Raw genomic sequence first — 23,812 nt, forward strand, 5'->3', positions numbered from 1 at the left:
CAGCCTAAGCTGGGACCACGCGCCCCACGTCCCACTTTTGATTCAGACCCGCACCAGGAACGCCGAGTCGATCACGTCCAGATCGCGGATCGCCTGAAGCTGCTCGGGCGTGAGGTTGTCGTCCAGCGTCAGGGTGAAGAGCGCCTGCCCGCCCTTCTGCGCCCGGCCCAGTGCCATCCCGGCGATGTTGATGCCCCAGGTGCCCAGCAGGTTGGAGAGCTTGGCGACCGCGCCCGGGCGGTCCTGGTTGCTGGCGATCAGGATGAAGCCTTCCGGGGCGAGTTCCACACGGTAGTCGCGCAGGCGGGTGAGGCGCGGGCTGCGGCCAAAGACGGTGCCGCCGACCGTGCGCGTGCGCTGCTTCTCGCCCTCCGCGCCGCTGGTGACCTTCACGATCACCTCGGTCTGGTAGTCGGGGCTGTCCTGCACTTCGCGCACGGCGAGGTTGAGGCCGCGTTCTTTGGCGAGCGCGCGGGCGTTGATCATGTTGGGGCGTTCGTCGGTGCTGCCGCTGAGGTAGCCGACCAGGGCGGCGGTGACGACCGGGGCGGGATCGGCGGGGAATTCGCCCCGGAAGGTGATTTCCATATCGTGTGCGCCCGGCAGCAGTTGCGCCAGGATGCGCCCCAGCTTCTCGCCCAGGTCGAGGTAGCCGCCCAGGGCTTCGAGCGTCTTGGCGTCGAGGGCGGGGGCGTTCACCGCGCCCTTGCTCACGTCGCCGTGCAGGGCAGCCAGCACCCGCCCGACAATCTCCGCGCCGACCCGCTCCTGCGCCTCGTAGGTGTTCGCGCCGAGGTGCGCGGTGATGCCCAGATTGGGCGCGTTCAGGAAGGGGTGGTCCGGGGTCGGCGGTTCCTCCACGAACACGTCCACGCCCGCGCCGAAGAGGTGCCCGGCCGAAAGGGCCTCCACCAGCGCCGCCTCCTCCACGATGCCGCCGCGGGCCGCGTTCACCACGATGGCGCCGGGCTTCAGCCGCGCCAGTTCCCGCGCGCCGATCATCCCCTGCGTCTCCTCGGTCAGCGGCGTGTGGACGGTCAGGAAATCGACCCGGCCCAGCAACTCGTCGAGGGACGCGGCCCGCTCTACCCCCAGGCGCTCGAACTTGTTCTCGGGGACGTAGGGGTCGTAGGCGATGACCTTCAGCCGCAGGCCCTGCGCCCGGTCCGCGACGATGGAGCCGATACGTCCCAGGCCGACGATGCCCAGCGTCTTGTCCTTGAGTTCCACGCCCAGGAACTTGCGGTCCCACTCGCCCGCGCGGGTCTTGCGGTCGCTGCGGGTCAGGCCGCGCGCGGCGGCGAGCAGGTGCATGATTGCCAGCTCGGCGGCGCTGACGTTGTTGCTCTCCGGGGCGTTGAGGACCAGGATGCCCCTTCGACTGCACGCTTCGAGGTCGATGTTGTCCACACCGACGCCGCCGCGCCCGATCACCTTCAGGCGGTCGCCCGCGGCCTCCAGCAGCTCGCGGTCCACCTTGGTGCGGCTGCGGGTGATCAGGGCGTCGTACCCGGGCAGGCGGCGCAGCGTCTCCTCGCGGGGGAGGTTGCCTTCATAGTCGATCTCGAACCCCTCGTGATGCAGGTCGCCGGGGTTCATCTCGTCGCAGATCAGCACGCGCAGGGGCGTGGTGCGGGGCTGATCCGGGCTGGTCAGAACGGGGACCGTCATGCGGTCAGGGTAAGGGGGCGGGACGCGCAGGCGCCGGAGTTGGCTAGGAGTTGGCTAGGGTCTGTCTGGCTGAAGAATCAAAGCCAAAGAAGGATGCAAGCGAGGTGGACACCGGCTAAAAACTGGTGTCCACGCTTCTCGTACCGGGTGGCAATCGCCCGAAAATCCTTGAGGCGATTGATCCCCCGTTCGACGACCTGGCGGCCTTTGTAGGCTTCTGCGTCAAATTTTGGGGGGCGTCCCCCCCGCTTGCCCTTCCGCAGCCGGGCCTTGCGCGCATCCTGGCGCTCGGGACAGACACACCTGATCTTGCGTGCCCGCAAAGCACGCCGGTATTTCCTCGCCCCATACGCCCGATCCATCCGAAGGGTCGGGGGACGCTTGCGCGGGCGTCCCGGTCCGGGACGCCCCACCCGCACGGCCTCCAGAAGCGGCACGAGGTAGGTCGGGTCGCTCGCCTGCCCAGCAGAGATCAGCACACTGAGGGGCCGACACTTCCCATCCATCAGGACGTGGATTTTGGTGGTGCGTCCCCCACGACTGATCCCGAGCCACTCGTCTTCGAGCGCCCCCTTTTTTCCAGCTTGGCTGGCTCTTTTCGTGCGCCCATCGCGCTGCGATGGGCTTTGACGTGCGTGCTGTCCACCGCCGCGCCTTCCCAATCAATCTTTCCCTCAGCATCCGCTTTCAGGTGCAGGGCGGCCAGAATCTCGGCCCAGACCCCGCTGCGCGACCAGCGGGTGAAGCGGTCATGACACGTCTTCCACGACCCATACCGCTCGGGAATGTCTCGCCACGTTGCCCCGGTCTTCTGACGCCAAAGAATGCCGTTCAGCACCGGCTTATGGTCCTTGTAGGCGTGTCCCTTCTTGGGGTTTTTGGGGAGCAGTGGGGCCAGAATGGCCCACTGCTGCTCCGTCAAATCTGTCCGTCCCATCTCCCTATCCTGCCAACTTCAGCCAGACAGACCCTAGAGGGAGGCTGGGCGGGCCAGAAGGTGAGCCAGCGACGTTCCCTTCAGGGCCTTCCCTGGCAACGCGCCCCGACACTGCCCCTCTCCCGCATCGTCCCCTTCCGCCAAGTTTTCGCAAGGGTGGACTTTATTTTTAGGTTACCCTAAAATCAGGTCATGTCCTCGGCCCCTTCCTCCCCCTCGTCCGATGGCCCGGTGCCGCCTCCCCCAGGCTCAGCCCTCGACGCGCGCATGACCGCACGCGCGGCGGAGGTTCTTTCCCGGCCCCAGCAGCGCCGGGGACTGGCGCGGATCGTGCCTTTTCTCGGACCGGCGGTGATCGCCAGCATCGCCTACATGGACCCAGGCAACTTTGCGACCAACATTCAGGGTGGGGCGCAGTTCGGGTACACGCTGCTGTGGGTGATCCTGGCCGCCAATCTGATGGCGATGCTGATCCAGAACCTCAGCGCCAAACTGGGGATCGCCACCGGAAAGAATCTGCCGGAGGTGATCCGCGAACGCTGGCCCCGCCCGCTGGTGTGGCTGTACTGGATTCAGGCCGAAGTCGTGGCGATGGCGACCGACCTGGCCGAATTTCTGGGCGCGGCGCTGGCGATCCACCTGCTGACGGGCCTGCCGATGTTCTGGGGCGCGGTCATCACCGCCGTCCTGACCTTCGCGCTGCTGACCCTGCAAAAGCGGGGATTCCGGCCCCTGGAAATCGCCATCCTGGGCTTCGTGCTGGTGATCGGCGTGGCGTATCTGGTGCAGGTGCTGATCGCGCGGCCCGGGGCAGAAGCGCTGCGGGGCTTCATCCCCAGTTTTCGGGGACCCGAGAGCGTGTACCTCGCGGTTGGCATCATCGGCGCGACCGTCATGCCGCACGTGATCTACCTGCACTCGGCGCTGACCCAGGGCCGCATTCCCACCCGCACGGATGAGGAAAAGGTGCGTCTCTCGCGACTGAACCGGATCGACGTGCTGCTGGCAATGGGGTTCGCGGGCCTGATCAACATGAGCATGCTGGCCGTCAGCGCCGCGACTTTTCACGGCAAGGGTGTGGCCGATGCCGGGAGCCTGGAAACCGCCTACCGGACGCTGACGCCGCTGCTCGGCCCGGCAGCGGCAGTCGCCTTCGCGATTGCGCTGCTCGCCAGCGGCCTGAGCAGCAGCGCGGTCGGCACGATGGCCGGGCAGGTCATCATGCAGGGCTTCGTGAGCTTCGGCATCCCGATCTGGCTGCGCCGCACCATCACCATGCTGCCCGCCTTCGCCGTGATCCTGGCGGGCATGGACCCCACCTCCACGCTGGTGCTGTCGCAGGTGGTCCTGAGTTTCGGCGTCCCCTTCGCCCTCCTTCCCCTCCTGCTCTTCACCGCCGGGCGTGACGTGATGGGCGTGCTGACGAGCCGCCCGGTGATCAGTGGGCTAGGCTGGCTCTTCGCGGCCATCATCATCGGGTTGAACGGGTATCTGCTGTGGGGGGCATTGAGGGGGTGAGGCGTGTGGCCTGTCGCTTGTGGCCCGTAGAAGGCAAGAGCGAAAGCATCCGCTCTGGCCTCCACAGGCCACACGCCACGCGCTACAAGCCAGCGTCCCGTCCCAGCGCCTCCGCCAGCCTCTCCCGGTACTCTGCCCCGCTCACCTCGCACACGCCCAGCCGGGCGATATGCGAGTTCTGAATCTGGGCATCCAGCAGCGTGAAGCCCCGCGCGTGCAGGTGCGCGGCGAGGTGAATGAGCGCGGCCTTGCTGGCGTTCGTGACGCGGTGGAACTTGCTTTCAGCGACAAAAGCCCCACCCAGCGCCAGGCCCATGACCCCCCCCGCCAGTTCGCCGCCTTGCCACACCTCGAAGGAGTGCGCCAGGCCGGTCCCGTGCAGGTGCGTGTAGAGCGCGGCGAGGGGCGGGCTGATCCACTCGCCGTCGCGTTCGGGTGCGCCGGGCAACTCACCCCGGCACCCCTCCACCACGTCCCCGAAGGCCGTGTCCACGCGCACCTCAAAGCGCCCCAATTCACGCCGCAGCCGCCGCGCCACGTGCAGGCCCTCCGCCTCGGTGAGCGGCACCAGCGCCCGCCGCTCCACCGTGTACCACTGCACGCCGTCCCCGTTGTCCATCAGAAAGGCGCCCCCGGCGTACCCGCGCGCGACTTCGCGGGTGAGGGGGTCGGGGTGGTGGAGGAAGAACGAAGCCTGTGGCATGTGGCTTGTCGCTTGTGGAGGCAAGAGCTTGGAGCTGTAGCTTCTGCCCTCTACAGGCCACAAGCTACACGCCACAAGCTATTTCGGATACAGCACCGCCTGCGTACACCGGAAGAGCGCCATCACCTTTCCGCCGGGGCCGCGCACCTCGGCGTCCCAGACCTGGGTGGTGCGCCCGGCGTGGACGGCGCGGGCCTCGCAGGTGACGGTGCCCTCGCGGGCGGTGGAGAGGTGATTGCTCTTGAGTTCGATGGTCGTGAAGCCGCTGGCGCCTTCCGGCAGCAGCATCCGCGTGCCGTAGCCGCAGGTGGTGTCCGCCAGGGCGACCACGCTGGCGGCGTGCAGAAACCCGTTCGGGGCGAGCAGTTCGGGCCTCACCGTGAATTCGCCGCGCAGCAGGCCGCGCTCGGCGTGGGTGAAGCGAATGCCGATCAGGCCGGGCAGCAGGCCCTCGCCCAGCGTGTTGAGTTGGTCCAGGGTCGGAAGCTCAGGCATGGGTCAGGCTAGCAGGGAGACAGGCAATCCGTCCGGCGCCGCGCCTCTCCCCTCCTCCAACCCGTACACTGGGGGCATGACCATCACTGCCGCCGTGATGATGCGAATGCCCTCGCGCGCCTGAGCGATTGGGACGGGCGGGGTGCCAGCACAGGGCGCCCCGCCTCTCTTGTCTCAGGTGCTTTTTACGGCGGCACAGTTTTTTCCGTATCTTTGGGAGGTTGCCCGGCCCTCCTCTCATCAGGGACCGGCCCGGGCGGGGAGCGGCCATGACGAAACAGCCTGAGTCCGAACACAGTCACCCGGAGAGCCGGGAGTTCTTTATTACGACCGCGATTGACTACCTGACCGGCCCGCCCCATGTCGGGCACGTGTACGAGAAGGTGCTGGCCGACGCGCTCGCGCGCTATCACCGCCTCGCCGGATACGACGTGACCTTCCTGACCGGCACCGACGAGCACGGCGAGCGCATCGTGAAGCTCGCCGCGCAGGAAGGTGTCACGCCGCAGGCCTTCGCGGACAACCTCAGCGACAACGCCTTCCGGAGCCTGTGGGACCGCCTGGAGATCAGCTATGACGACTTCATCCGCACCACCGAGGGCCGTCACAAGCGGTTCGTGGAGGAGATTCTCCAGCGCGTGTACGACGCGGGCGATATCTACTTCGCGGAGTATGAGGGCCTGTACTCGGTCGGCGCCGAACGCTACGTGACCGAGAAGGAACTGGTGGAGGGGCCGGACGGCGTGCGGCGCTTTCCCGGCGACAAGGACCCGCCCGAACTGCGGCGCGAAGCGAACTACTTTTTCAACATGGAAAAGTATCAACCCTGGCTGCTGGAACACATCCAGCAGAACCCCGACTTCATCCAGCCCGCCGGATACCGCAACGAGGTGCTGGAGATGCTCAAGGAACCCATCGGGCCGCTGAGCATCTCGCGCCCGAAAAGCCGCGTGCCCTGGGGCATCGAGCTGCCCTGGGACCCCGACCACGTCACCTACGTGTGGTTCGACGCGCTGCTGAACTACGTGTCGGCGCCGGTCAGCCGCGGGCTGGGCGAAGACATCATCGGCACTGCCTGGCACGTGATCGGCAAGGACATCCTCAAGCCGCACGCGGTCTTCTGGCCGACCATGCTCAAGGCGGCGGGCCTGCCGGTCTACCGCAAGCTGGTCGTCCACAGCCACATCCTCGCGGAAGACGGGCGCAAGATGGGCAAGAGCCTGGGGAACGCCATTGACCCCGAGCAACTGGTCCGCGACTACCCGGTGGACGCGGTCCGCTACACCCTCCTGCGCGAGGCGAGCCTGAGTGCCGACAGCCCCTACGGCGAGGGGATTCTGGTGTCGCGCCTGAACTCCGACCTGGCGAACGACCTGGGCAACCTGCTCTCGCGCACGGTCAGCATGATTCAGAAGTACCGGGGCGGCGTGATCCCGCAGGCCCTGGAGGTAGGCGAACGCGAGCGCGAGATCGAGGCGGCGGCCCTGGCCCTTCCCGGCGAGGTGCTGCGGCTGGCCCGCGACCTGAAGGTGAACATGGCCATCGAGGCGGCGATGAACTTCGTGCGCGACCTGAACCGCTACATCGCGGAGAGCCAGCCCTGGAACCTCGCCAAGTCGGACGAGACGGCGCGGCGGCTGGATACGGTGCTGTACACCGCCGCCGAGGGCCTGCGCGTGGCCAGCGTCGCCCTGGAGGCCGTGATTCCCGGCAAGGCCCGCGAACTGCGGGCGCAACTGGGCCTGGGGGGACAGTCGTACAGTCTCACCGGGGCCTGGGGCCTCACGCCCGCCGGGACGCGGGTGGTGGGCGGCCCGGTGCTGTTCCCCAAGCCCGAGCCGAAAGAAGCGGCCGACAGTACCGCCAGACCCGCCCCCAGGAAAGAGAAGAAAACCATGACCCAGACGCAGAACGGCAAGGCGCAGGACCACAAGACCCCCGAGCAGAAGCTCGCGCCCACGCCCACGGCCACCCCTGCCGCCACCGAGCCGCTGATCTCCATCGACGACTTCGCCCGCCTGGACCTCCGCATCGCGGAAGTGGTCGCCGCCGAGGCGGTCGAGAAGGCCGACAAGCTGCTGAAACTCAGCGTGAAGCTGGGCGACGAGACGCGCACGGTGGTGAGCGGCATCCGCAAGTGGTTCGCGCCCGAGGATCTGGTGGGCCGCAAGGTGGTCCTGGTGGCGAATCTCAAGCCCGCCAAACTGCGCGGCATCGAATCCCAGGGCATGATCCTCGCCGCCGAGGACGACGAGGGGAACCTCGATCTGGTGGGCACGCGGCTGGAGCTGCCCAGCGGGACGAAGGTGCGGTAAACACGGCTCCCGGGCGGCCTCCAGATTGAAGGCAGGTTGCCCGGTTTCTTCTGGGTCTGGAGAACCATGCACGATCTTCGACTGAAAGCGCCCTCCCTCCAGCCCCTGCGCGTTTCCTACCGGGGCCGAGTCATTCACGCCACGACCTCCGGGCAGGGCGGCCCGCCCGTCGTCCTGATGACTGGCCTGGGCGTCCCCGCCTCCTCCTGGTGGGAACTGGAGGATGACCTGGCCGAAGCGCTGATGGACCTGATGGAGACGGGCCCGTGGGGGAACCGCCCCTTCATCGGACCCGCCACCGCCGGTTTCACGCGCGTCATCACCTATGACCGCGCGGGCGTCGGGCAGAGCACACCGCCCGAGCAGGTCCGTGACCTGGGCGATGTTCTGGGCGAACTCGACGCCGTGTTGCAGGCCGCTGAGGTCAACGAGCCTGCGGTCCTGGTGGGGCACTCGGTCGGCGGCCTGGTGGCGTTCGAGTTCGCCCGCCGCTTTCCCGCGCGGGTCGCCGGTCTGCTGTTGCTGGACAGCTCGCACCCCGATCAGGCCGCACGTCTGGCCCTTCACGCCCCCCCGGAGCAACGTCAGGTGGAGGCACAGCGGATGATCCAGATGCAGGAAGAACATCCGGAGCGGCCCGACCTCGCGGCGCTGCTGGGGCAGGGTCCGCATGTCACCACCCCGCGCGTGCTGGGGGACCTGCCCCTGGCGGTGATCTCACGTGGGGTGACGGCCTTTGGCCCAAAGCAGATGCAGCAGAACCCTGATCTGACGGAAGCCGACTGGCAAAACCGCATGGGGACGTGGGCGGCCCTCCAGGCAGAATACGCAGCGGCCTCCACCCGAGGACGGCAGGTGCAGGCGGAGCGGAGCGGCCACTATCCACAACTGGACGAACCCGAACTGGTGATCGCCGTCCTCCGTGACCTCTGGGAAGACGTTCGTAGGCAAACGGCATCAACTTCCTGACGGGCAGCACGCTTCGCCCGAACCTGGGGAAAGCCTCCTCGGACGCCCCGCGTTACACTACCCCCATGCCGTTCGTCGTCGTGTCGGGGTTGTCGGGAAGCGGGAAGAGCACCGCGTTGCGCACGCTGGAGGACGCGGGCTTCTTCATCACCGACAACCTGCCGCCCGAGCTGTGGGGGGCGATGCACGACCTGGCCGCCGCGCGGGGGCTGGAGCGGGTGGCGGTCAGCACCGACGCGCGCACGCGGTTTTTCCTGGGCGCCCTGGAGGACAGTTACCTGCGGCTCTCGCGGCGCCGCGAAGACCTGCGGGTGCTGTTTCTGGAGGCCACGTCGGAAGTGCTGCTCCAGCGCTACAACCTGACGCGGCGCGAGCATCCGCTGGGCGAGACGCTGATGGTGGACTTCGCCCGCGAACGCGAACTGCTGGCACCGCTGCGCGCGCTGGCGGACATCGTGATCGACACGACCGACCTCACGGCGGCGGACCTCTCACAAAGGGTGCTGCAAACGCTGCGGCTGGAGCAGGACTTCCACCTGCGGCTGCTGAGTTTCGGCTTCAAGCACGCCCCGCCGCGTGACGCCGACCTGGTGATCGACGTGCGCTCGCTGCCCAATCCCCACTACGTTCCCGAATTGCGCCCCCGGACCGGGCTGGAAGCCGACGTGGCCGGATACGTCTTCCGCGACGAGGCGTCCGAGCAGTTTTACGGGGAGGTGCGGGACTTCGTGCGGAGTGCGGCCCAGCGGGCGCAGGCGTCCGGACGGCACGGGTACACGGTGGCCATCGGCTGCACCGGGGGGCAACACCGCTCGGTGGCGGTGGCGGCCCGGCTCGCGCAGGACCTGGCGGACCTGGACGCACAGATCACCGACCACCGCGACATGCAGTTGGGAGAGAGCGGATGAGCGACCTGCCACGGGGCCGCCGCGAGGCCGTGCGGGCGGGGGGCCGCCGGGCCAGGATGTGGCTCACGCCGGGCATGGGCGTGAAACGCTGGCTGCTGCTGTTCATCGTCTGCACCTTCGTCGGGGCGGTGGGCTTTTTGCACTTCACCTGGACGGGACCGCTGCATTTCGTGGCGACGCGCTGGATTCTGTGGCTGAACGCCCTGACCGAGCCCGACATCATGCCGCTGTACGTGGGGGGCATGGCGGTGATGGCCCTCGCGCTGGGGGGGGCCTTCCTCAGCATCGTGATGCTGAACCGCTCGATGCTGCGCTCGACCGGCACCGCGCCGGAAAACGCGCTCGACCTGATCTATTCCCACCGCACCCTCTCGCGCGGCGCGCGGATCGTGGCGGTGGGGGGCGGCACGGGCCTCTCAAACCTGCTGTCGGGCCTCAAGGCCCACACCAGCAACATCACGGCCATCGTGACCGTCGCGGATGACGGCGGCTCCAGCGGGCGGCTGCGCGAATCGCTGGACATGATCGCGCCGGGCGACCTGACCGACTGCTACGCCGCGCTCTCGGACAGCCCGGTGCTGGCCCGGCTGCTGCTGCACCGCTTCGGGCGCGGGGAGGGGCTGGAGGGCCATACCTTCGGCAACCTGCTGCTCGCCACGCTCAGCGAGGCCCAGGGCGGGCTGCAAGGCGCGATGCGCGACGTGCACGAGGTGCTGCGGGTGCGGGGGCAGGTGTTCCCGGCGACCACCACGCCCGCCACGCTGGTCGCCCGCCTCTCCGACGGGCGCGAGGTGCGCGGCGAGAGCGGCCTGGCCCGGCAGGTCGGCGCGGCCCGCGTCGAGGGCGTGCGGCTGGAACCGCCGGACCTGCCCGCCCTGCCCGCCGTGCTGGAAGCCATCCGGGACGCGGAACTGATCGTGCTCGGCCCCGGCAGCCTGTACACCAGCATCCTTCCGGCGCTGCTGGTGCCGGACATCGCCCGCGCCGTGCGCGAGTCGGGCGCGCCGGTCGTGTACGTCGCCAGCCTGATGACCGAACCCGGCGAGACGACCGGCCTGAGCCTGGAAGACCACGTGAACGCCATCACGACTCATCTGGGCCGCGCGCCCGACTGGGTGCTGCTGAACAGCAAGACCATCCCCCCCGACGTGCAGGCCCGCTACGCCGCCGAGGGCGCGCAGGTGCTGACCCTGCAAGGCGCCAGCCGCGACCTGCGGGGCCGGGTCCGCAGCGCGCCGCTCCTGCAAGCCGGGGAAACGGCCCGCCACAACCCGGCCGCCCTGGCCCAGACGCTGCTGTCGCTGATCGCCCGCGCCCGCATGGCCCCCTGACCGCCTCCACCCTGTTCAGTGCCGATGGGCAGCCGCTATGCTGGCGCGCGTGTTGACGCTGCTCACCGCCGCCCTCCTCTCCTTTTCCGATCCTGCGGGGGACGCGCGGGGCGACGGCGGCTACATCCTCCCCACCCGGCCTCCCGTGAGTGCGGACGCGCTGGACCTGCGGAGCTTCCAGGCGGCCCCACAGGCGGCAGGGATGCGCTTCACCGTGGGTCTGGGCCGCATCGAGAACCCCTGGGGGGCGCCGAGCGGCTTCTCGGCGGGCGTGACGGACATCTTCGTGGGCCGCGGGCTGGGAGGGGAGCGGACGCTGGACGACCTGCGGCTGAGGACGACGGGCGGCGGCTGGACCTACCACCTGCGCGTCACCGGCTTCGGCAGCACCCTCACGCAGACCCCGGAAGGCGGGGGAACCCCGGTGCCGCTCCCCGCGCCGACCGTGCGCCTGGAGGGGACCCGGCTGGTCATCGACGCGGCCATCCCAGCCGGGGAGTACGCCTACTGGGTCACCAGCAGCGTGTACTCGCCGCTCTCGCCGGACGGCCTGCTGCGGCCAGTCACCACGCCCGGCCCCACCCACCTGGAGGCGGGCCGGGCCGACGCGCCCGTGCCGGTGGACGTGCTGCTGCCGTCCGGTGAGACGACGCCCTTCACCCAGGGCACGCTGGCCCCAGTCGGCCAGACGCGCGACACCCGCGCCCTGATCCTGGGGGCGCTGGGTGGCCTGGGCCTTCTGCTGGTGGTCGGGGCGACGGTCGCGCTGTGGCGGAGGGGCGGATGAGGGTTCCGGCGCCGCTGCTGATCCTGCTGGCCGCCGTGCTGTGGGGCCTGCTGGGCATCCTGGGCAAGAACGCGCAGGCGGCGGGCGTGGGGCCGCTGGAGGTCGCCTTCTGGCGGGCGGTGCTGGGAGGCAGCCTCTTCGCGCTCCATTCGGCGGTGACGCGCTCCACTCTGCCGCGCGGGCGGGATCTGCTGGTGACGGCGGCCTTCGGCCTGACTGGCGTCAGCGTCTTCTACGGCTCCTATCAACTGGCCGTGCGGGCGGGTGGCGCCAGCCTCGCCAGCGTGCTGCTGTACACCGCCCCGGCGTTCGTGGCGCTGCTGGGCTGGGCCCTGCTCCGCGAGCGCCTGGGCGTGCGGGAAGGCGTGGCGGTGGCCGGAACCCTGACGGGCATCGCGCTGATCAGCCTGGGCGGTGGGCAGGGCGTGAACGTGACGGCGGCGGCCCTCGCCTGGGGTCTGACGGCCGGATTCACCTACAGCCTGTACTACCTGTACGGCAAGGCGTACTTCACCCACTACGCGCCCACGGCCCTCTACGCGGTCGCCCTGCCGGTCGGGGCGCTGGGGCTGCTGCCCTTCGTGGAGTTCAGCCACAAGACGCCCGCCGCCTGGGGCAGCCTGGTCGCCATCGCCGTGCTGAGCACCTACCTCGCCTACAGCGCCTACAGCGCGGGCTTGAAACACCTGCCCGCCACCCGTGCCAGCGTGATCGCCAGCCTGGAACCGGTGGTGGCAGCGGGACTGGCCGCGCTGCTGTTCGGTGAGCGCCTCTCGCCCACGGCCCTCCTCGGCGCGGGGCTGGTGATCGGCGCGGCATTGCTGCTGAGTGTGGAGAAACGCCCGGCTCCGGAACCCTTAACGCAGGTCGAGTAGCAAGGCCAGCACGACCGGGCCGAACGTGAGGAGCGGGCAGCCGATCAAAAGGAGCCAGCCCCAGAAACGGCGCGGCACCAGATACGTCACACCCATCAACGCCACCCCGATCAGGAGCAGCGCGAGCAGCAACAGGCCCAGCGGGGACAGGACGAAGAACAGCGGGACAGCGTCCACACCCCAGTGTTCCACTCAGGGGAGCAGTAGGGAAGGCGGCTCCCTTCGCGACTTCACTTCCCCTCCAGATCGAAGTCCCACTCGAAGGAGCGGCCCCAGGGCAGCGAGGCGTCCTCCAGCCGATAGGTCAGGCCCACACGCAGGGGAAAGTAATTGCGGGCGAGGTCCAGCAGTTTGGCCTGTCCGGCGGGCGTGTTCAGTTCCGCCTCGGGAATCGCCTTGCGGAGCGCGGCCCGCACCTCCGCGCTGTAGATCACGTCGTTGGCGTACTCGCGGGCCAGCAGGGCGTCCTGCCGAAACGGGTCGGCCCCCTCCAGCGCGAGGCGGGCGTGGGCCAGGGCGGTGCCCAGGTTGTTGCCGGGCGTGCCCCAGGCCGCGAGCGCCCGCAGGTTGGCGTGCTGGCGCAGGGTGGCGAGGTCGGTCCACAGCCGGGGGTTGCCCAGGTTCACCTGCGCCACGTCCGCGACGGCGACCGGGCCGCGCCGCAGCAGGGCGCTGATGCGGATAGCTGCCTGCCGTGGATCGCCGCCGTTGTACACGAACAGCGTCAGGTCGGCCGGTCCTGAATCCACCACGCGGAAGCTGCTGGCCTGCGCGTGGTTGACGGTACTCTGGGTGAGGGGAATCCCCTCGTACTTGATCACCTGCTGCGCCTTCGCCGGGTCGCTGTACTCGACGCGCACCGCCCGCTCGGCGGGGGCGAGGGCACGGGCGGCGAGCATACTCAGCACCTCGTCCGCGCCGGGGTAGACGCGCACGTTGGCGGGCGCCTCCTTGCTGAGTTCCGCGCCCTCTGCCGGGGCGGGGCTGCCGGGCAGGGCGTCGTCCCAGGTCACGTGCAGTTCCTTGAAGACGCCGTCCCGCGCCCACTGGAGCATCTCGCGCACCACCGCGAGGTTGCGCGCCCGGTCCGTCGCGTCCGGCTCGCGGGGCAGGGTGATGAAGGCGTACACCGGCTGCCGGGTCCGCGCCTGCCAGTCCCGCACCGGCTGGAGGCGGGCCAGGGCTTCCTGCGCCGTCAGCGGGCTGTTCCGCGACTGCACCAGCCCGCCATAGGCGAAGGTGTCCAGCGCGGCGATCAGGGGCTGGTCGGTCGGCTGCGCGTTCAACCAGGCGGTCAGCGCCGCCGGGTCCGCGCCACGCTCGGCATTGCCCAGGAGGTCGGCGGGGGGCACCTGCACCTTCCCGCCGTCCACACCCGCGATCAGGGCGGGCAGCACCCGCGTCGCCGGGCGCGAATCGAGCGGCACGAGCGTCTGGGCGCCCGCGCAGGCCGCGAGCAGAAGGCCGGACAGCAGCGAAAGACGGCGGATCATTCCGGCAGCGTAGAGTCAGGACGTGAGGGCTGGAGGAGCGGACGGTGGAGGCGCCGGGGCGGCGTCAGTCACCCTTCCCGCCGTCCTCACCACCCCGGCAGCGTAGCTTGTAGCTCGTGAATGGATCAGACCTCTGGAGCCTGGCGTGGCGGGGCCTCACGCGCAGACCGGTACGGACGCTGCTGACGGCGCTGGGGATCACGGTGGCCGTGGCGAGCATGGTCGTCTTCCTGTCGCTGGGCGAGGGCATACGCAAGGTCTTCACGTCCGAACTGGGCGCCATCGGGCCGGATGTCCAGGTCAGCCTCAGCGGCTTTTCCCAGGGCCTCGCGCCGCAGCCGAACCTGCCGCAAACGGTGGTGGGCGACCTCCAGAAGCTGTCGGGCGAACTGGGCATCACCTCGGTGACGCCGGTGGTGATGGCGGTGCGCGGCAGCCTGGACGTGTCGCAGAGCGTGGTGCTGTACGGCCTCCCGGCGGCGCAGGGGGTGCGGGCGGTGTTTCCCAACGTGCAGGCCGCAAGGGGCCGGGCGCTGACGGCGGCGGACGAGGGGCAGGGCGTGGCGGTGGTGGGCGCGAAGGCCGCCAAGAACCTGCACCTGGGGGTCGGCTCGCGGCTGAACCTGAACCGCCGGAGCCGGGTGGAGGTGGTGGGCATCCTCGCGCCGGAGTCGGGGCTGGTGGACAACTTCATCTTCCTGCCGCTCTCGACGCTGCAACGGGCGGAGGGGGCGCAGGGGCGGGTGTCGCTGGTCGCCCTGAAGCTCGCCAATCCGCGTGACGCGCGGGCGGTGGCGAGTACGATCTCGCGGCGGCTGAACCTGGAGGCGCAGACGCAGTCGGATTTCCTGTCGTTCGTGGACCGGGCCCTGCGCATCAGCGACGCGGTGCGCTTCGGCATCAGCCTGATCGCGCTGATCGTGGGGGGGCTGGCGGTGGCGAACACGGTGATGATGGGCGTGTTCGAGCGCACCCGCGAGTTCGGCACGCTGCGGGCCATCGGGGCACGGCCCGGGTTCGTGCGGACGCTGGTGCTGACCGAATCGCTGCTGCTGGCCCTGGTGGGCGGTGTGGGGGGGCTGCTGCTGGGCCTGGTGGGGATCGCGGCGGTGAACGCCTACACCCAGAGCCTCGCGGGGATCGACGCGGCGGCGCTCACGCCCCGGCTGACGCTGCTGGCGCTGGGCATCAGCCTGCTGCTGGGGCTGATTTCCGGCCTGCTCCCGGCCCGGAGCGCGAGCCGCCTCAGCATCACCGAAGCGTTGGGGCGGGTCTGATGACGCTGCCTTCCGGCTCGGTCCTGACCGCCCAGAACCTCTCGCGCATCTACCCCAGCGGCGAGGACACCGTGACGGCCCTCGCGCCCTTCACGTATGCCTTTCCGCCCGGGATGACGGCGGTGGTCGGCCCCAGCGGCAGCGGCAAGAGTACGCTGCTGAACCTGCTGGCGGGCTTCGACCGGCCCACCACCGGCCGCGTGCTGGTGGACGGCACCGATCTGCACGCGCTGTCGGAGGCGGGCCGCGCGGACTTCCGGCTAGCGAACTACGGCTTCGTGTTCCAGAACCACAATCTCGTCACGATCCTGACGGCGCTGGAAAACGTGGAGTTTCCGCTGATGCTGGCGGGTGTCCCGGTCCGGGAGCGGCGCGAGCGGGCGAGGGCGCTGCTGGACGGGGTGGGACTGGCCGCGCGGGCCTCGCACCTGCCGTCGCAGCTCTCGGGCGGGGAAGCGCAGCGGGTCGCCGTCGCCCGCGCCCTCGCCCATAACCCGCGCGTGCTGCTGGCCGACGAACCGACCGGCAACCTCGACTCGCACACCGGCGAGCGGGTGCTGGAACTCCTGACAGGGTCGGCGCGGGAAGGCCGGACGGTGGTGCTGATCACCCACGACCGGGACGTGGCCGCGCTGGCCGACCGGACACTGCGGGTCCGCGACGGTCTGGTGACGGCGGACGGCTAACGCCCGGAGGTTTCAGTTCTGCTGGATATTCGCCTGGGGGTCGCGCAGCCACATGGTGCGGCCCTGGGCGTCCTTCAGGCTGACCACGACCTGCACTCCCTCCCCTGGCCGCAGGCCCCGCGCCGCGCCGCGCCCGGTGCCCTGAAGGCAACTGTTCGCGCCGCAGTCCTGAGACTCACCCCGGGTGGTGACGGCACTCCACACGCCGTCCTCGGTGACGACGTACACGCCGGTCAGCGTCAGGGGCGGCAGGGGCGCGCGGCTGGGCTGCACCCGCACCCGCACGTTCAGGGTCGTCCCGTCGAGGGTAGGCGTCGCCTCCGCCTTCAGGCTGCGGCCCGTGACCTGGAGGGACGTGGGCGCCCCGAGCAGGTCCCCGGCGGTCGGGGCGGGCGGCGCGGCGAGGTCGCCGCAGGCGCTCAGCAGCGCGGCGGCAAGGGGCAGAAGCCACGCACGTCTCATGGCTTCAGAATAATGGAAAACTCATCTGCCGGGAGCGGCCTTGCTGACAATGCGGGACGCTGGCCCCGGCGGCGCGGCCACGCGCGGAGGAAAGGGCCTCACCAGTCGAGGTCGGGCGTGGTCACCACCCGGTCGACGGGCTGGTCGGTCAGCAGCGTGTACGTGAGGGTATAGGTGCCGGGAATCACGCGCGTCAGGATGATGGTGTCGCCGTCGGCGCGGGGATTCACCCCGGCCAGGCTGGGGCCCTGGACGTTCAGGGGACCCCGCACGGCGGACGCGCTGCCGCCCGAGGGCAGGGGGTCGAGCAGGCGGACATTTTCCAGCGTGCTGTCCACCGTGAAGGTCAGGGTGACGGTGTAGCCCTGCGCGGAGGGTTCCACGTTCTTGCTGAGGGTGGCCCGAGCGCCGCCCTGCACGGTGCGGGTCACGTTCGCGCCGCCGGGGTTGCGGACGCGCGCCTGCCCGGTGGTCCGCAGGTCCAGCGGTGCCAGAACCGCCTCGGCGGTGTCGCTGCGGCACACCCGGACGGGGACCTTGAGACGCAGGGGCGCCCCGCTGCTGAACTCGCCGGGCTGCTCCAGCGGATAGTCGCTGCTCCACCCGGCCGGGAGATTGAGTTTCAGGCGGGCGGGGAGCCGGTGCGGGAACTCGGTCCGGGCGGTCGCGGTGAGCTGCGTCACGTCGCAGGCGTTCACGATGTCCGGCGCGGTCACGAGGGTGAGTTCGGTCTGCACCCGGTATTCGAGGGTGACCTTCCCCGTTCCGGCATCGGAGACGTGGCCGGGCACCGGCGGCGTGAAGGTGCTGCCGGGAACGGTGCTGGGCGTGACCGGGTAATCGCCGGGCGGCAGGGCCACCGTCGCGGGCGTGGTGAGGGTGCGGCCCGCCACCTCGAAGGGAATCCCCGGCAGCGGCAGGCGCTGGTCACCGTACACGGCCACCGCGTCCACCATGAGCTGACCCTCCGGGGGCCGGGCCACAAAGCGCAGCTTGGTATAGCCCGGCTGGTAACGGATCTCGCCGGGCGACACGATGTTCCCGCTGCCCGCGACAATCGCGGCGCTGACCGGCAGGTACCCGGCGGGCAGGGCGGGCCGCACCACGCTGTCCCCGACCAGGGTGTAGCTCGCGCCGGGAACGGGACGGCCCTGGGGATCCACCACGTCCACGAGGAGCTGGTTCGCCATCTTCAGGCCCTCGGGGGGGTGAAGCCGCCGACCCGGGCCGTGACGGGCTGGTCATTCAGGCGGAACGAATAGCGGATCGCGTTGGAGTACTGCTTGGTGGTCGGCAGCACGCGGATGAATACCTGCCACTCGCCTACCTGATCGGGGGTCAGGGTGAAGCGGTCGGCGGCCGTCTGACCGTCCCCGCTGGTCGTCAGGTTCACGCGCTGCCCGCCGGGCTGCACCACCCAGGTTTCGGCCTCCTGCGGGCCGTCCACGTCATAGTTCTGCACACTCAGGGTCTTGCCGACCCACTCGGCGGGCACGTTCAGCCGGGCAGCCAGCAGCGGCGTCTGCTCGGTGTCGCGGGCGTTCACCGAGAAGTCGCTGGTTTCCAGAGTGAAGGGTGCGGCCGTCCGCAGCGCGAAGGCATTCTTGCCGTCGCCCCGGCTGGTCACCTTGAGGGTGTAGGTCCCCGCGGGCAGCCCCCCCGCGAAGAGGCTTTCCCAGGTGTGTTCGCGGTTGGTGGAGAAGCGCCGCTCCGCGATCAGGCCGCCGGGACCGCTGAGGGTGAAGGTCGTCTCGAACGGCTCGTTTTTCTTGTACAGCTCGTCCCCGAAGTACCCCGCGCCCCGGCGGCCGTCCACGTAGTCCGCCAGGTTGAAGGTCGGGCTGTACACCTCCAGCCCCAGGGGCTTCCCGGCATCCGGCGGGGCGACGCGGATCAGGTACGTTTCCTGCGGCTGCGGCCACTTCTCCCCCACTGAGACGAGGGGCAGGATGCCGCCCGTCTGCGCGAGAGCCGGGGTACCCCCCAGGGCGGCGAGGGTCAGCACCATTCGGGACAGGGCGGGTCGCGTGGTCACTGTCAGAGAGGATACACGCGCCTTCCCCGGCCGGGCGGTCCACCTGTCCACCGCGCCGCCCCGCTACCATGCGGGGGATGCTGGCACGCGCGCAAGCCCTGATTTCCGAGTCCGCCCTGCGGGGCAACCTGACGGCCCTCGCCCGGCGAGCGGGTGCCCGGCTGCTGCTGCCGGTGAAGGCTGACGCCTACGGGCACGGGCTGGAGATCGTCGCCCGGGTGGCCGCCCGCCATCCCGACGTGTGGGGCCTGGCGGTGGCCGTCCCGCGCGAGGCCGTGGCCCTGGCCGCCCTGGGCCTCGGCAAGCCGATCCTGCTGCTCACGCCGCCCGCGCCGGAGGAGGTGGGGCCGCTGGCCGACCTGGGGGTGCGCCTGCCCGTCGCCTCGGTCACGGAGGCGGACGCCCTGCCGCCCCACGCCCGCGCGCACCTGAAGGTGGACACCGGCATGAACCGCCTGGGCGCGCGGCCCGACGAGGCGATCCGGGTGGGACGGCGTCTGGCCGAACGGGGGCTGCTGGAGGGGGCCTATACCCACTTCGCCACCGCCGACGAACCGGACCCGAGCTTTGCCCGGGAACAGCTCGCCCTCTTCCAGGGCGTGCTGGCCGCGCTGCCTCCGGTCCTCGCGCACGCGGCGAATGGCGGCGGCATCCTGAGTTTCGGCCCGCTGCCGGGTCTGTCCCTCGCGCGGCCCGGCCTGGCCTCCTACGGCTTCGCCCCCGCGCACCTGCGTGAGCAAGCGCCCCTGACCCCGGCGATGACCCTCAAGGCCCGCGTCACCCACGTCCACGCCGTCCACCCCGGCGAGAGCGTCAGCTACGGCGGCCTGTGGCGGGCCGGGCGCGAGACGAGCGTCGCCACCGTCGGCATCGGCTACGCGGACGGCTACCCCCGCAACGCGACCGGCAGAGCCCAGGTTCTGGTGCAGGGCGAGCGCCGCCCGGTGCTGGGCCGCATCTGCATGGACCAGTGCATGGTGGACGTGACCGGCCTGGAGGTCCGCGTGGGCGACTGGGTGGAAGTCTGGGGCGGGGGCGAGATCACGGTGACGGACGTGGCCGGGTGGGGCGACACCGTGGAATACGAGGTGCTGACCGGGCTGGGCGCGCGGGTGGAGCGGGTGGCGGAAGGCTGAGGGTGCGGCCTGGCCAGGGCTGTCATCAGCCCGCTTCCTGTTGATGGCTGGGGCTGCTGCGAAACCCCGGCGGTGTGGTTGGTGGAAATGGACAGGACGTGTCTCTGACCTGCGGTCAGGGCAAGCTGCGCTTACCACCCCCCGCTCTTGCAGGGCTTTACAAGTCCCAACCTCTGCTTCGCAGCTTTGCAAGTCCCCCGCCAGGGGGGAGGGAGCAAAAGCCGTCCTCGTCGTGCTTTTCTTACATGAGACTTATCTGCATCACTCCGCCTGCAAGGGGGGAAGGGAAAAAGGCGGCCCACACGCTCCCGTCTTCTGCATCGCGTCAGCCCCACGCTCAACGCTCATCCCCTAGCCTCCCCCGCACCACTTCCACACTGCCGAATCCACCGACGAACAGGGCCACCCGCAACTCGTGAATGAAGCGGGACAACCACGCCTCCACCGCCTCCGCACTCTCCAGAGCGGGGGCGAGGAGGGGCCGGGCCACCGCGACCACCTCCGCACCGAGAGCCAGGGCGCGGGCGGCATCCAGACCGGTGCGGATACCGCCGGACGCGATCAGGGGTGTCCCAGGTGCGGCGCGGCGGGCACCCATGAGGGCCTGCGCGGTCGGAATGCCCACCTCGCACAAGTCCGGCGTGAGGACGGCGCCGTAGCGAACGAGTTGCTCCACGCGCGCCCAACTGGTGCCGCCCGCGCCCGCCACGTCCAGCGCGGCGAACCCCGACGCCGCCACCGCCGCGACCGTGGCGGCGTCCAGGCCGTGCCCCACCTCCTTCAGAAGGACCGGGAAGGGCAGGGTGGGGACCACCTCCGCCAGCCGGGCGCTCAGCCCCGCCCAGTGCGTATCTCCGCCCGCCTGCATGGCTTCCTGAAGCGGGTTCACGTGGATGGCGAGCGCATCCGCCCCAACCTCCCGCACCGCCCGCTCGGCCTCGGCAGCGCCGTAGCCCAGCAGGAACTGCGCCGCGCCGAGGTTCCCGACCAGCAGCACGTCCGGGGCCACGTCGCGGACCTGAAAACTGGCGGCGGTGTCCGGGCGCTCCAGCATCACCCGCTGCGAGCCGAGCATCAGGCCGATGCCGAGACGTTGCGCGGCGACGGCAAGGTTACGGTTGATGGCCGCTGCCCTCTCCGCCCCGCCCGTCATCGCCCCGATCAGCACCGGTGCCCGCAGCGCCCGCCCCAGAAACGGCACGGTGAGGTCCACCGCGTCCAGGTCCAGTTCCGGCAGCGCCCGGTAAGGCCAGGGCACCCGCTCCAGCCCGGTGGTCACGCCCGCGTACTGGCTCGCGGGCAGCAGGCACGCCTCGATGTGCCGCAGCTTGCGCGCCTGAATGCTCTCCGGGGCCGGGTCGGTCACGGTCCCAGCCTAACGCGAGCGCCCCGGGGGTTCGGCCCGCTTTCCCAGCCGCTGTTGACAGATTTTTGAACTCGCGCTACTATTTCTGAGCGCCGGAAGAACAGACGTTCGGAAACGCGCCAGAGCGACGCAGGGTAGAGCAGTCTGGTAGCTCGTCGGGCTCATAACCCGGAGGTCACAGGTTCAAATCCTGTCCCTGCAACCAAAGAACCCCACCACAAGGTGGGGCTTTTTCTTTGGCCTCTCTTTCGGGCTGGGGGATGCAGCCCTCTCTCATGTAGGAAAGTGCGGCGGGGTTTTCTCCCTCTCCCCTTGCCGGAGAGGGCCGGGGAGAGGGGTGGCAGCCGTCAGGCTGCCCTCAAAACAGGTCCGGCATTCGGTCATCCATTGGCCTCTCTACGCCAGGCCTGCTCACCCCCTCTGCAAGTCAAGGGGGAGGGGCTTTTTTACTGTCCTACACGGTGTTTCTTCTCTATGAGAGCCTTGTCTGCGTCACCTACCTCTTTTGGGTGAGTGCCCTCTCCCCTACCTCATCCGGTCGCGGACCTCTTGCAGGGTGTCCTCGAACGCTTCCTGAAAGTCGTCCTCCAGCTCGAAAGCGCGGATGAGTTCGTCCTGCAAGGTGGTGAGCTGTTCGCGCGTCCAGCGCACCCGGACCTGCCGGGCGCTGCTCACGTTGCCTTTCCCGGCAACGTAACGCGCGGCGTGGCGCAGAGCCTCGCGGGGGTCGTCGGTGGGGGCCACGATACTCAGGTTCCGCAGGCCGCCCCGGTCGTTGACCAGCGAGCAGGTCACCTCGATGCGCTGGCCCCGGCGCGCGAGAAACACCTGATCCACCCGCCACATGCTGGTCGCGCGGATGGGTTCGGGGGCGGGGCGGGGCAGGCGGCGGCGGGCCACGTCAGGGGGTTCCGTCCGGAGGTGGGGTCCAGTCGCGGGGCTGTTCCAGGCCCAGCAGCACGCGGCCCGCGCCTTCGGCCAGGGCTTCCAGTTCCAGCTCGCCGGGCACAATGATGACGGGCGCGATCCAGCCCAGCCGCCGCTCGATGCGGTCCACCAGGGCTTCCCAGCGGGCCGCTCCCCCCGTGATCGCCAGCGCGTCCGGGCGTCCGGCCAGCGCCCCGCACTGCTCGCCAATCGCCTTGCACGCCTGGTGCACGAAGGCGGCGGCGGCGGCCTGCACTTCGGGGTCACTGGCCTCGCGCGCTTCGAGTTCCTTGAGGTTGGCGCTGCCGGTCAGGGCCAGAAAGCCGCTCTCGGACGCCAGACGCCGCAGCACTTCCGCCGGGGTATGACCCTCGGCCAGGTGCAGCAGCGCCGCGCTGGACAGCGGGCCAGCTTGCAAGGCCCCCATCGGACCGCCGCCCGCCGCGGTGCCGGTGGTGTCGATGGCGCGGCCGCCGTCAAAGGCGGTGACGCTGGTGGTGGCCCCCAGGTGCGCGACGACCACCCGGGCCTCCTGAAGCCGCTTGCCGACCTCGTGGGCGGCGCGGCGGGCGACGACGCGGGCATTCAGCGCGTGAAAGCGGGCCTCGCGCGTGACGCCCCGCACGCCCGTCACGCGCGCCTCGGGCAGCAGTTCGTGCACACTCTGCGGATCGACCACGAAGGCGGGCACGCCCCGCGCCTCCCCGACGCTGAGGGCCAGCACGCTGCCCAGCCCGTCGCGGCCCTCCTGGGCGGCGTAACGGGCCAGTTCGGGCGTGACGCGGTAGGTGCCCGCCGCGACCTGCCCCAGCCAGCCGCCCCGCGCGACCACCGCGTCCGGGAAGGGCCAGTCGGCGGTGGCGTCGAGCACGGCTTGGGTCAGCGCCCCCAGGTCCTGTTCGCCCGGCGGCCCGGCAAGCGGCACCTCGGCCCGGGTCAGGGTGACGCGCAACTGGCCGGGCAGGGCGGGGTTCTCACTGGGCAGGACGCTGGCGCAGGCGAGTTTCACGCTGCTGGAACCGGGATTGACCACATGCGCGATCATGAACGCCCCAGCGTAGCAGATGCGGCGGGGCAGGCGTCCCGGCAGGTGAGAAGGCCGTGAGGTTGCGCCGGGGGCGAGGATCGGCAGGCTCCTCGCCCCCGGACGGGTCCCACGGGCCTCAGCTCGGTTCGATCAGGCCGTAATGCCCGTCCCGGCGGCGGTACACCACGCCGCAGCCCCCCGTATCCATGTTCTTGAACACGTAGAAGTCATGGCCCAGCGCCTCCATCTGCGTGACGGCGTCCTCGGCGCTCATGGGGCGCAGGTTGAAGCGCTTGGTGCGGACGATCTCGGGGCGGAACTCGGCGGCTTCCTCGTCCAGGCCCGCATTCACATCGGCCTCGGCCAGGCCCACTTCAGGCTCGGGCACGGCTTCCTGGCGGTGGCGCATGTATTTTGTCTTGAACTTGCGGAGCTGGCGCTCCAGCACGTCGGAGGCGCGGTCAATCGCGGCGTACATATCGGCGTGGTGCTCCTCGGCGCGGATAATGCCGCTGGGCACATTGAGCTGCACCTCGACGCGGTTGCGCCGCCCGGCGTCCCGCACGTCGCGGACGGTCAGGACCACGCGCGCATCGGTGATCTGGTCGCTGAAGCGGTCCAGGCGCGTGAGTTTTTCCTCCACGTAATCGCGCATCGCGTCGGTGACGTCCACGTTCCGGCCTGACAGCTGATAGATATGCACGGCTTCACCTCTTTCCGTTTCTCCCGGGGGGTCATTGCCCCGGGAGTCCACTCTAGGGTCCACATCAGATGAATGTCAGGCGAATGGGCCACAGCAGACGCTCACGCGGCGGGGTATGGTGGAGGGGTTGAGCTGCCTGCTGGACCGCCGAGCTTCAGGACGTGTGCCAGCAAGAAAGACGCCCACCCGCT

The 23,812-nt window shown here is 70.0% G+C and carries 23 protein-coding genes and 1 tRNA gene; 11 read left to right on the forward strand and 13 right to left on the reverse strand.

The genetic code is table 11. From position 1 onward, the window contains the following. Positions 1-42: 42 nt before the first annotated feature. On the reverse strand, positions 43-1,671 hold the full coding sequence (gene serA, locus E5F05_RS14950; protein ID WP_129119426.1) for a phosphoglycerate dehydrogenase: 1,629 nt from the start codon (positions 1,669-1,671) through the stop codon (positions 43-45). A gap of 77 nt (positions 1,672-1,748) precedes the next feature. Next, positions 1,749-2,608 (reverse strand): IS5 family transposase gene (locus tag E5F05_RS14955; RefSeq protein ID WP_146719925.1). Its coding sequence is split into 2 segments (ribosomal slippage): positions 1,749-2,251 and positions 2,251-2,608, totalling 861 coding nucleotides; the frame shifts between segments, so codons are not numbered across the junction. A gap of 267 nt (positions 2,609-2,875) precedes the next feature. On the opposite strand from E5F05_RS14955, the gene E5F05_RS14960 reads away from it, so the two are divergent. Then, positions 2,876-4,126 (forward strand): Nramp family divalent metal transporter, encoded by a 1,251-nt coding sequence (locus E5F05_RS14960; RefSeq protein ID WP_375791566.1) that lies wholly within the window; start codon positions 2,876-2,878, stop codon positions 4,124-4,126. A gap of 82 nt (positions 4,127-4,208) precedes the next feature. On the opposite strand, the gene aat is transcribed toward E5F05_RS14960, so the two are convergent. Both aat and E5F05_RS14970 read right to left on the reverse strand, forming a co-directional pair. Next, positions 4,209-4,829 carry a leucyl/phenylalanyl-tRNA--protein transferase gene (gene aat, locus E5F05_RS14965; RefSeq protein WP_129119451.1) on the reverse strand — a complete coding sequence of 207 codons (621 nt, stop codon included), beginning with the start codon at positions 4,827-4,829 and terminating at the stop codon, positions 4,209-4,211. A 78-nt stretch (positions 4,830-4,907) separates the two neighbouring features. Next, positions 4,908-5,324: a PaaI family thioesterase gene (locus E5F05_RS14970; protein ID WP_129119452.1), complete on the reverse strand. Its 417-nt coding sequence runs from the start codon at positions 5,322-5,324 to the stop codon at positions 4,908-4,910. Between the two features lie 269 nt (positions 5,325-5,593). Between E5F05_RS14970 and metG the strand changes: the two genes are divergently transcribed. The 6 genes from metG to E5F05_RS15000 all read left to right on the forward strand — a co-directional run bounded on the left by metG (position 5,594) and on the right by E5F05_RS15000 (position 12,509). After that, on the forward strand, positions 5,594-7,639 hold the full coding sequence (gene metG, locus E5F05_RS14975; RefSeq protein ID WP_129119453.1) for a methionine--tRNA ligase: 2,046 nt from the start codon (positions 5,594-5,596) through the stop codon (positions 7,637-7,639). Between the two features lie 66 nt (positions 7,640-7,705). Beyond that, positions 7,706-8,608, forward strand: coding sequence for an alpha/beta fold hydrolase (locus E5F05_RS14980; protein WP_129119454.1), 903 nt, complete (start codon positions 7,706-7,708; stop codon positions 8,606-8,608). A gap of 65 nt (positions 8,609-8,673) precedes the next feature. Next, positions 8,674-9,516 (forward strand): RNase adapter RapZ, encoded by an 843-nt coding sequence (rapZ, locus tag E5F05_RS14985; RefSeq protein ID WP_129119455.1) that lies wholly within the window; start codon positions 8,674-8,676, stop codon positions 9,514-9,516. Then, the gene (locus E5F05_RS14990) at positions 9,513-10,847 is read left to right on the forward strand and encodes a gluconeogenesis factor YvcK family protein (protein WP_129119456.1); all 1,335 of its coding nucleotides are present in this window, start codon (positions 9,513-9,515) and stop codon (positions 10,845-10,847) included. The genes rapZ and E5F05_RS14990 overlap by 4 nt, the downstream gene beginning before the upstream one ends. Before the next feature lie 49 nt (positions 10,848-10,896). After that, positions 10,897-11,634: a glucodextranase DOMON-like domain-containing protein gene (locus E5F05_RS14995; protein ID WP_241687179.1), complete on the forward strand. Its 738-nt coding sequence runs from the start codon at positions 10,897-10,899 to the stop codon at positions 11,632-11,634. Beyond that, positions 11,631-12,509 (forward strand): DMT family transporter, encoded by an 879-nt coding sequence (locus E5F05_RS15000; protein ID WP_129119458.1) that lies wholly within the window; start codon positions 11,631-11,633, stop codon positions 12,507-12,509. Before E5F05_RS14995 ends, E5F05_RS15000 begins: the two co-directional genes overlap by 4 nt. Here E5F05_RS15000 and E5F05_RS15005 read toward each other — a convergent pair. Further along, a complete protein-coding gene (locus E5F05_RS15005; RefSeq protein ID WP_129119459.1) occupies positions 12,492-12,686 on the reverse strand; it encodes a hypothetical protein in 195 nt (64 codons plus the stop codon). The genes E5F05_RS15000 and E5F05_RS15005 overlap by 18 nt on opposite strands. A 53-nt stretch (positions 12,687-12,739) precedes the next feature. After that, entirely contained in the window at positions 12,740-14,002 is a 1,263-nt protein-coding gene (locus E5F05_RS15010) for a DUF4127 family protein (RefSeq protein ID WP_129119460.1), read from the reverse strand. 116 nt (positions 14,003-14,118) lie between these two features. Here E5F05_RS15010 and E5F05_RS15015 point away from each other — a divergent pair, with 116 nt between their 5' ends. Next, positions 14,119-15,279, forward strand: coding sequence for an ABC transporter permease (locus E5F05_RS15015; RefSeq protein ID WP_129119461.1), 1,161 nt, complete (start codon positions 14,119-14,121; stop codon positions 15,277-15,279). Next, positions 15,279-15,965: an ABC transporter ATP-binding protein gene (locus E5F05_RS15020; RefSeq protein WP_129119462.1), complete on the forward strand. Its 687-nt coding sequence runs from the start codon at positions 15,279-15,281 to the stop codon at positions 15,963-15,965. The genes E5F05_RS15015 and E5F05_RS15020 overlap by 1 nt, the downstream gene beginning before the upstream one ends. A gap of 12 nt (positions 15,966-15,977) precedes the next feature. On the opposite strand, the gene E5F05_RS15025 is transcribed toward E5F05_RS15020, so the two are convergent. The 3 genes from E5F05_RS15025 to E5F05_RS21695 all read right to left on the reverse strand — a co-directional run bounded on the left by E5F05_RS15025 (position 15,978) and on the right by E5F05_RS21695 (position 18,462). Further along, the gene (locus E5F05_RS15025) at positions 15,978-16,427 is read right to left on the reverse strand and encodes a hypothetical protein (protein ID WP_129119463.1); all 450 of its coding nucleotides are present in this window, start codon (positions 16,425-16,427) and stop codon (positions 15,978-15,980) included. 98 nt (positions 16,428-16,525) lie between these two features. Then, a complete protein-coding gene (locus E5F05_RS21690) occupies positions 16,526-17,617 on the reverse strand; it encodes a hypothetical protein (RefSeq protein ID WP_244944491.1) in 1,092 nt (363 codons plus the stop codon). Positions 17,618-17,619: 2 nt separating this feature from the next. Continuing rightward, positions 17,620-18,462 carry a hypothetical protein gene (locus E5F05_RS21695; RefSeq protein WP_244944492.1) on the reverse strand — a complete coding sequence of 281 codons (843 nt, stop codon included), beginning with the start codon at positions 18,460-18,462 and terminating at the stop codon, positions 17,620-17,622. A gap of 77 nt (positions 18,463-18,539) precedes the next feature. Here E5F05_RS21695 and alr point away from each other — a divergent pair, with 77 nt between their 5' ends. Beyond that, a complete protein-coding gene (gene alr / locus E5F05_RS15035; RefSeq protein WP_164973500.1) occupies positions 18,540-19,598 on the forward strand; it encodes an alanine racemase in 1,059 nt (352 codons plus the stop codon). Positions 19,599-19,935: 337 nt separating this feature from the next. On the opposite strand, the gene fni is transcribed toward alr, so the two are convergent. Continuing rightward, the gene (gene fni, locus E5F05_RS15040) at positions 19,936-20,964 is read right to left on the reverse strand and encodes a type 2 isopentenyl-diphosphate Delta-isomerase (protein WP_129119465.1); all 1,029 of its coding nucleotides are present in this window, start codon (positions 20,962-20,964) and stop codon (positions 19,936-19,938) included. Positions 20,965-21,092: 128 nt separating this feature from the next. Between fni and E5F05_RS15045 the strand changes: the two genes are divergently transcribed. Next, positions 21,093-21,169: transfer RNA gene (locus E5F05_RS15045), tRNA-Met, on the forward strand. A 320-nt stretch (positions 21,170-21,489) separates the two neighbouring features. On the opposite strand, the gene E5F05_RS15050 is transcribed toward E5F05_RS15045, so the two are convergent. The 3 genes from E5F05_RS15050 to hpf form a co-directional block, all read right to left on the reverse strand. Beyond that, positions 21,490-21,864: a hypothetical protein gene (locus E5F05_RS15050; RefSeq protein WP_375791565.1), complete on the reverse strand. Its 375-nt coding sequence runs from the start codon at positions 21,862-21,864 to the stop codon at positions 21,490-21,492. Between the two features lies 1 nt (position 21,865). Next, positions 21,866-22,936, reverse strand: coding sequence for a butyrate kinase (locus tag E5F05_RS15055; RefSeq protein ID WP_129119466.1), 1,071 nt, complete (start codon positions 22,934-22,936; stop codon positions 21,866-21,868). Between the two features lie 118 nt (positions 22,937-23,054). After that, positions 23,055-23,621 (reverse strand): ribosome hibernation-promoting factor, HPF/YfiA family, encoded by a 567-nt coding sequence (gene hpf / locus E5F05_RS15060; RefSeq protein ID WP_129119467.1) that lies wholly within the window; start codon positions 23,619-23,621, stop codon positions 23,055-23,057. Between the last annotated feature and the right edge of the window lie 191 nt (positions 23,622-23,812).

This window comes from Deinococcus metallilatus (assembly GCF_004758605.1).
GTDB classification, from domain to species: Bacteria; Deinococcota; Deinococci; order Deinococcales; family Deinococcaceae; genus Deinococcus; species Deinococcus metallilatus.

What these genes read in the sequence shown, in the direction of transcription:
- serA (WP_129119426.1), bottom strand. Translation starts at nt 1,671, where the DNA reads ATGACGGTCCCCGTTCTGACCAGCCCGGATCAGCCCCGCACCACGCCC.
- E5F05_RS14960 (WP_375791566.1), top strand. Translation starts at nt 2,876, where the DNA reads ATGACCGCACGCGCGGCGGAGGTTCTTTCCCGGCCCCAGCAGCGCCGG.
- aat (WP_129119451.1), bottom strand. Translation starts at nt 4,829, where the DNA reads ATGCCACAGGCTTCGTTCTTCCTCCACCACCCCGACCCCCTCACCCGC.
- E5F05_RS14970 (WP_129119452.1), bottom strand. Translation starts at nt 5,324, where the DNA reads ATGCCTGAGCTTCCGACCCTGGACCAACTCAACACGCTGGGCGAGGGC.
- metG (WP_129119453.1), top strand. Translation starts at nt 5,594, where the DNA reads ATGACGAAACAGCCTGAGTCCGAACACAGTCACCCGGAGAGCCGGGAG.
- E5F05_RS14980 (WP_129119454.1), top strand. Translation starts at nt 7,706, where the DNA reads ATGCACGATCTTCGACTGAAAGCGCCCTCCCTCCAGCCCCTGCGCGTT.
- rapZ (WP_129119455.1), top strand. Translation starts at nt 8,674, where the DNA reads ATGCCGTTCGTCGTCGTGTCGGGGTTGTCGGGAAGCGGGAAGAGCACC.
- E5F05_RS14990 (WP_129119456.1), top strand. Translation starts at nt 9,513, where the DNA reads ATGAGCGACCTGCCACGGGGCCGCCGCGAGGCCGTGCGGGCGGGGGGC.
- E5F05_RS15000 (WP_129119458.1), top strand. Translation starts at nt 11,631, where the DNA reads ATGAGGGTTCCGGCGCCGCTGCTGATCCTGCTGGCCGCCGTGCTGTGG.
- E5F05_RS15010 (WP_129119460.1), bottom strand. Translation starts at nt 14,002, where the DNA reads ATGATCCGCCGTCTTTCGCTGCTGTCCGGCCTTCTGCTCGCGGCCTGC.
- E5F05_RS15020 (WP_129119462.1), top strand. Translation starts at nt 15,279, where the DNA reads ATGACGCTGCCTTCCGGCTCGGTCCTGACCGCCCAGAACCTCTCGCGC.
- E5F05_RS15025 (WP_129119463.1), bottom strand. Translation starts at nt 16,427, where the DNA reads ATGAGACGTGCGTGGCTTCTGCCCCTTGCCGCCGCGCTGCTGAGCGCC.
- E5F05_RS21690 (WP_244944491.1), bottom strand. Translation starts at nt 17,617, where the DNA reads ATGGCGAACCAGCTCCTCGTGGACGTGGTGGATCCCCAGGGCCGTCCC.
- alr (WP_164973500.1), top strand. Translation starts at nt 18,540, where the DNA reads ATGCTGGCACGCGCGCAAGCCCTGATTTCCGAGTCCGCCCTGCGGGGC.
- E5F05_RS15055 (WP_129119466.1), bottom strand. Translation starts at nt 22,936, where the DNA reads ATGATCGCGCATGTGGTCAATCCCGGTTCCAGCAGCGTGAAACTCGCC.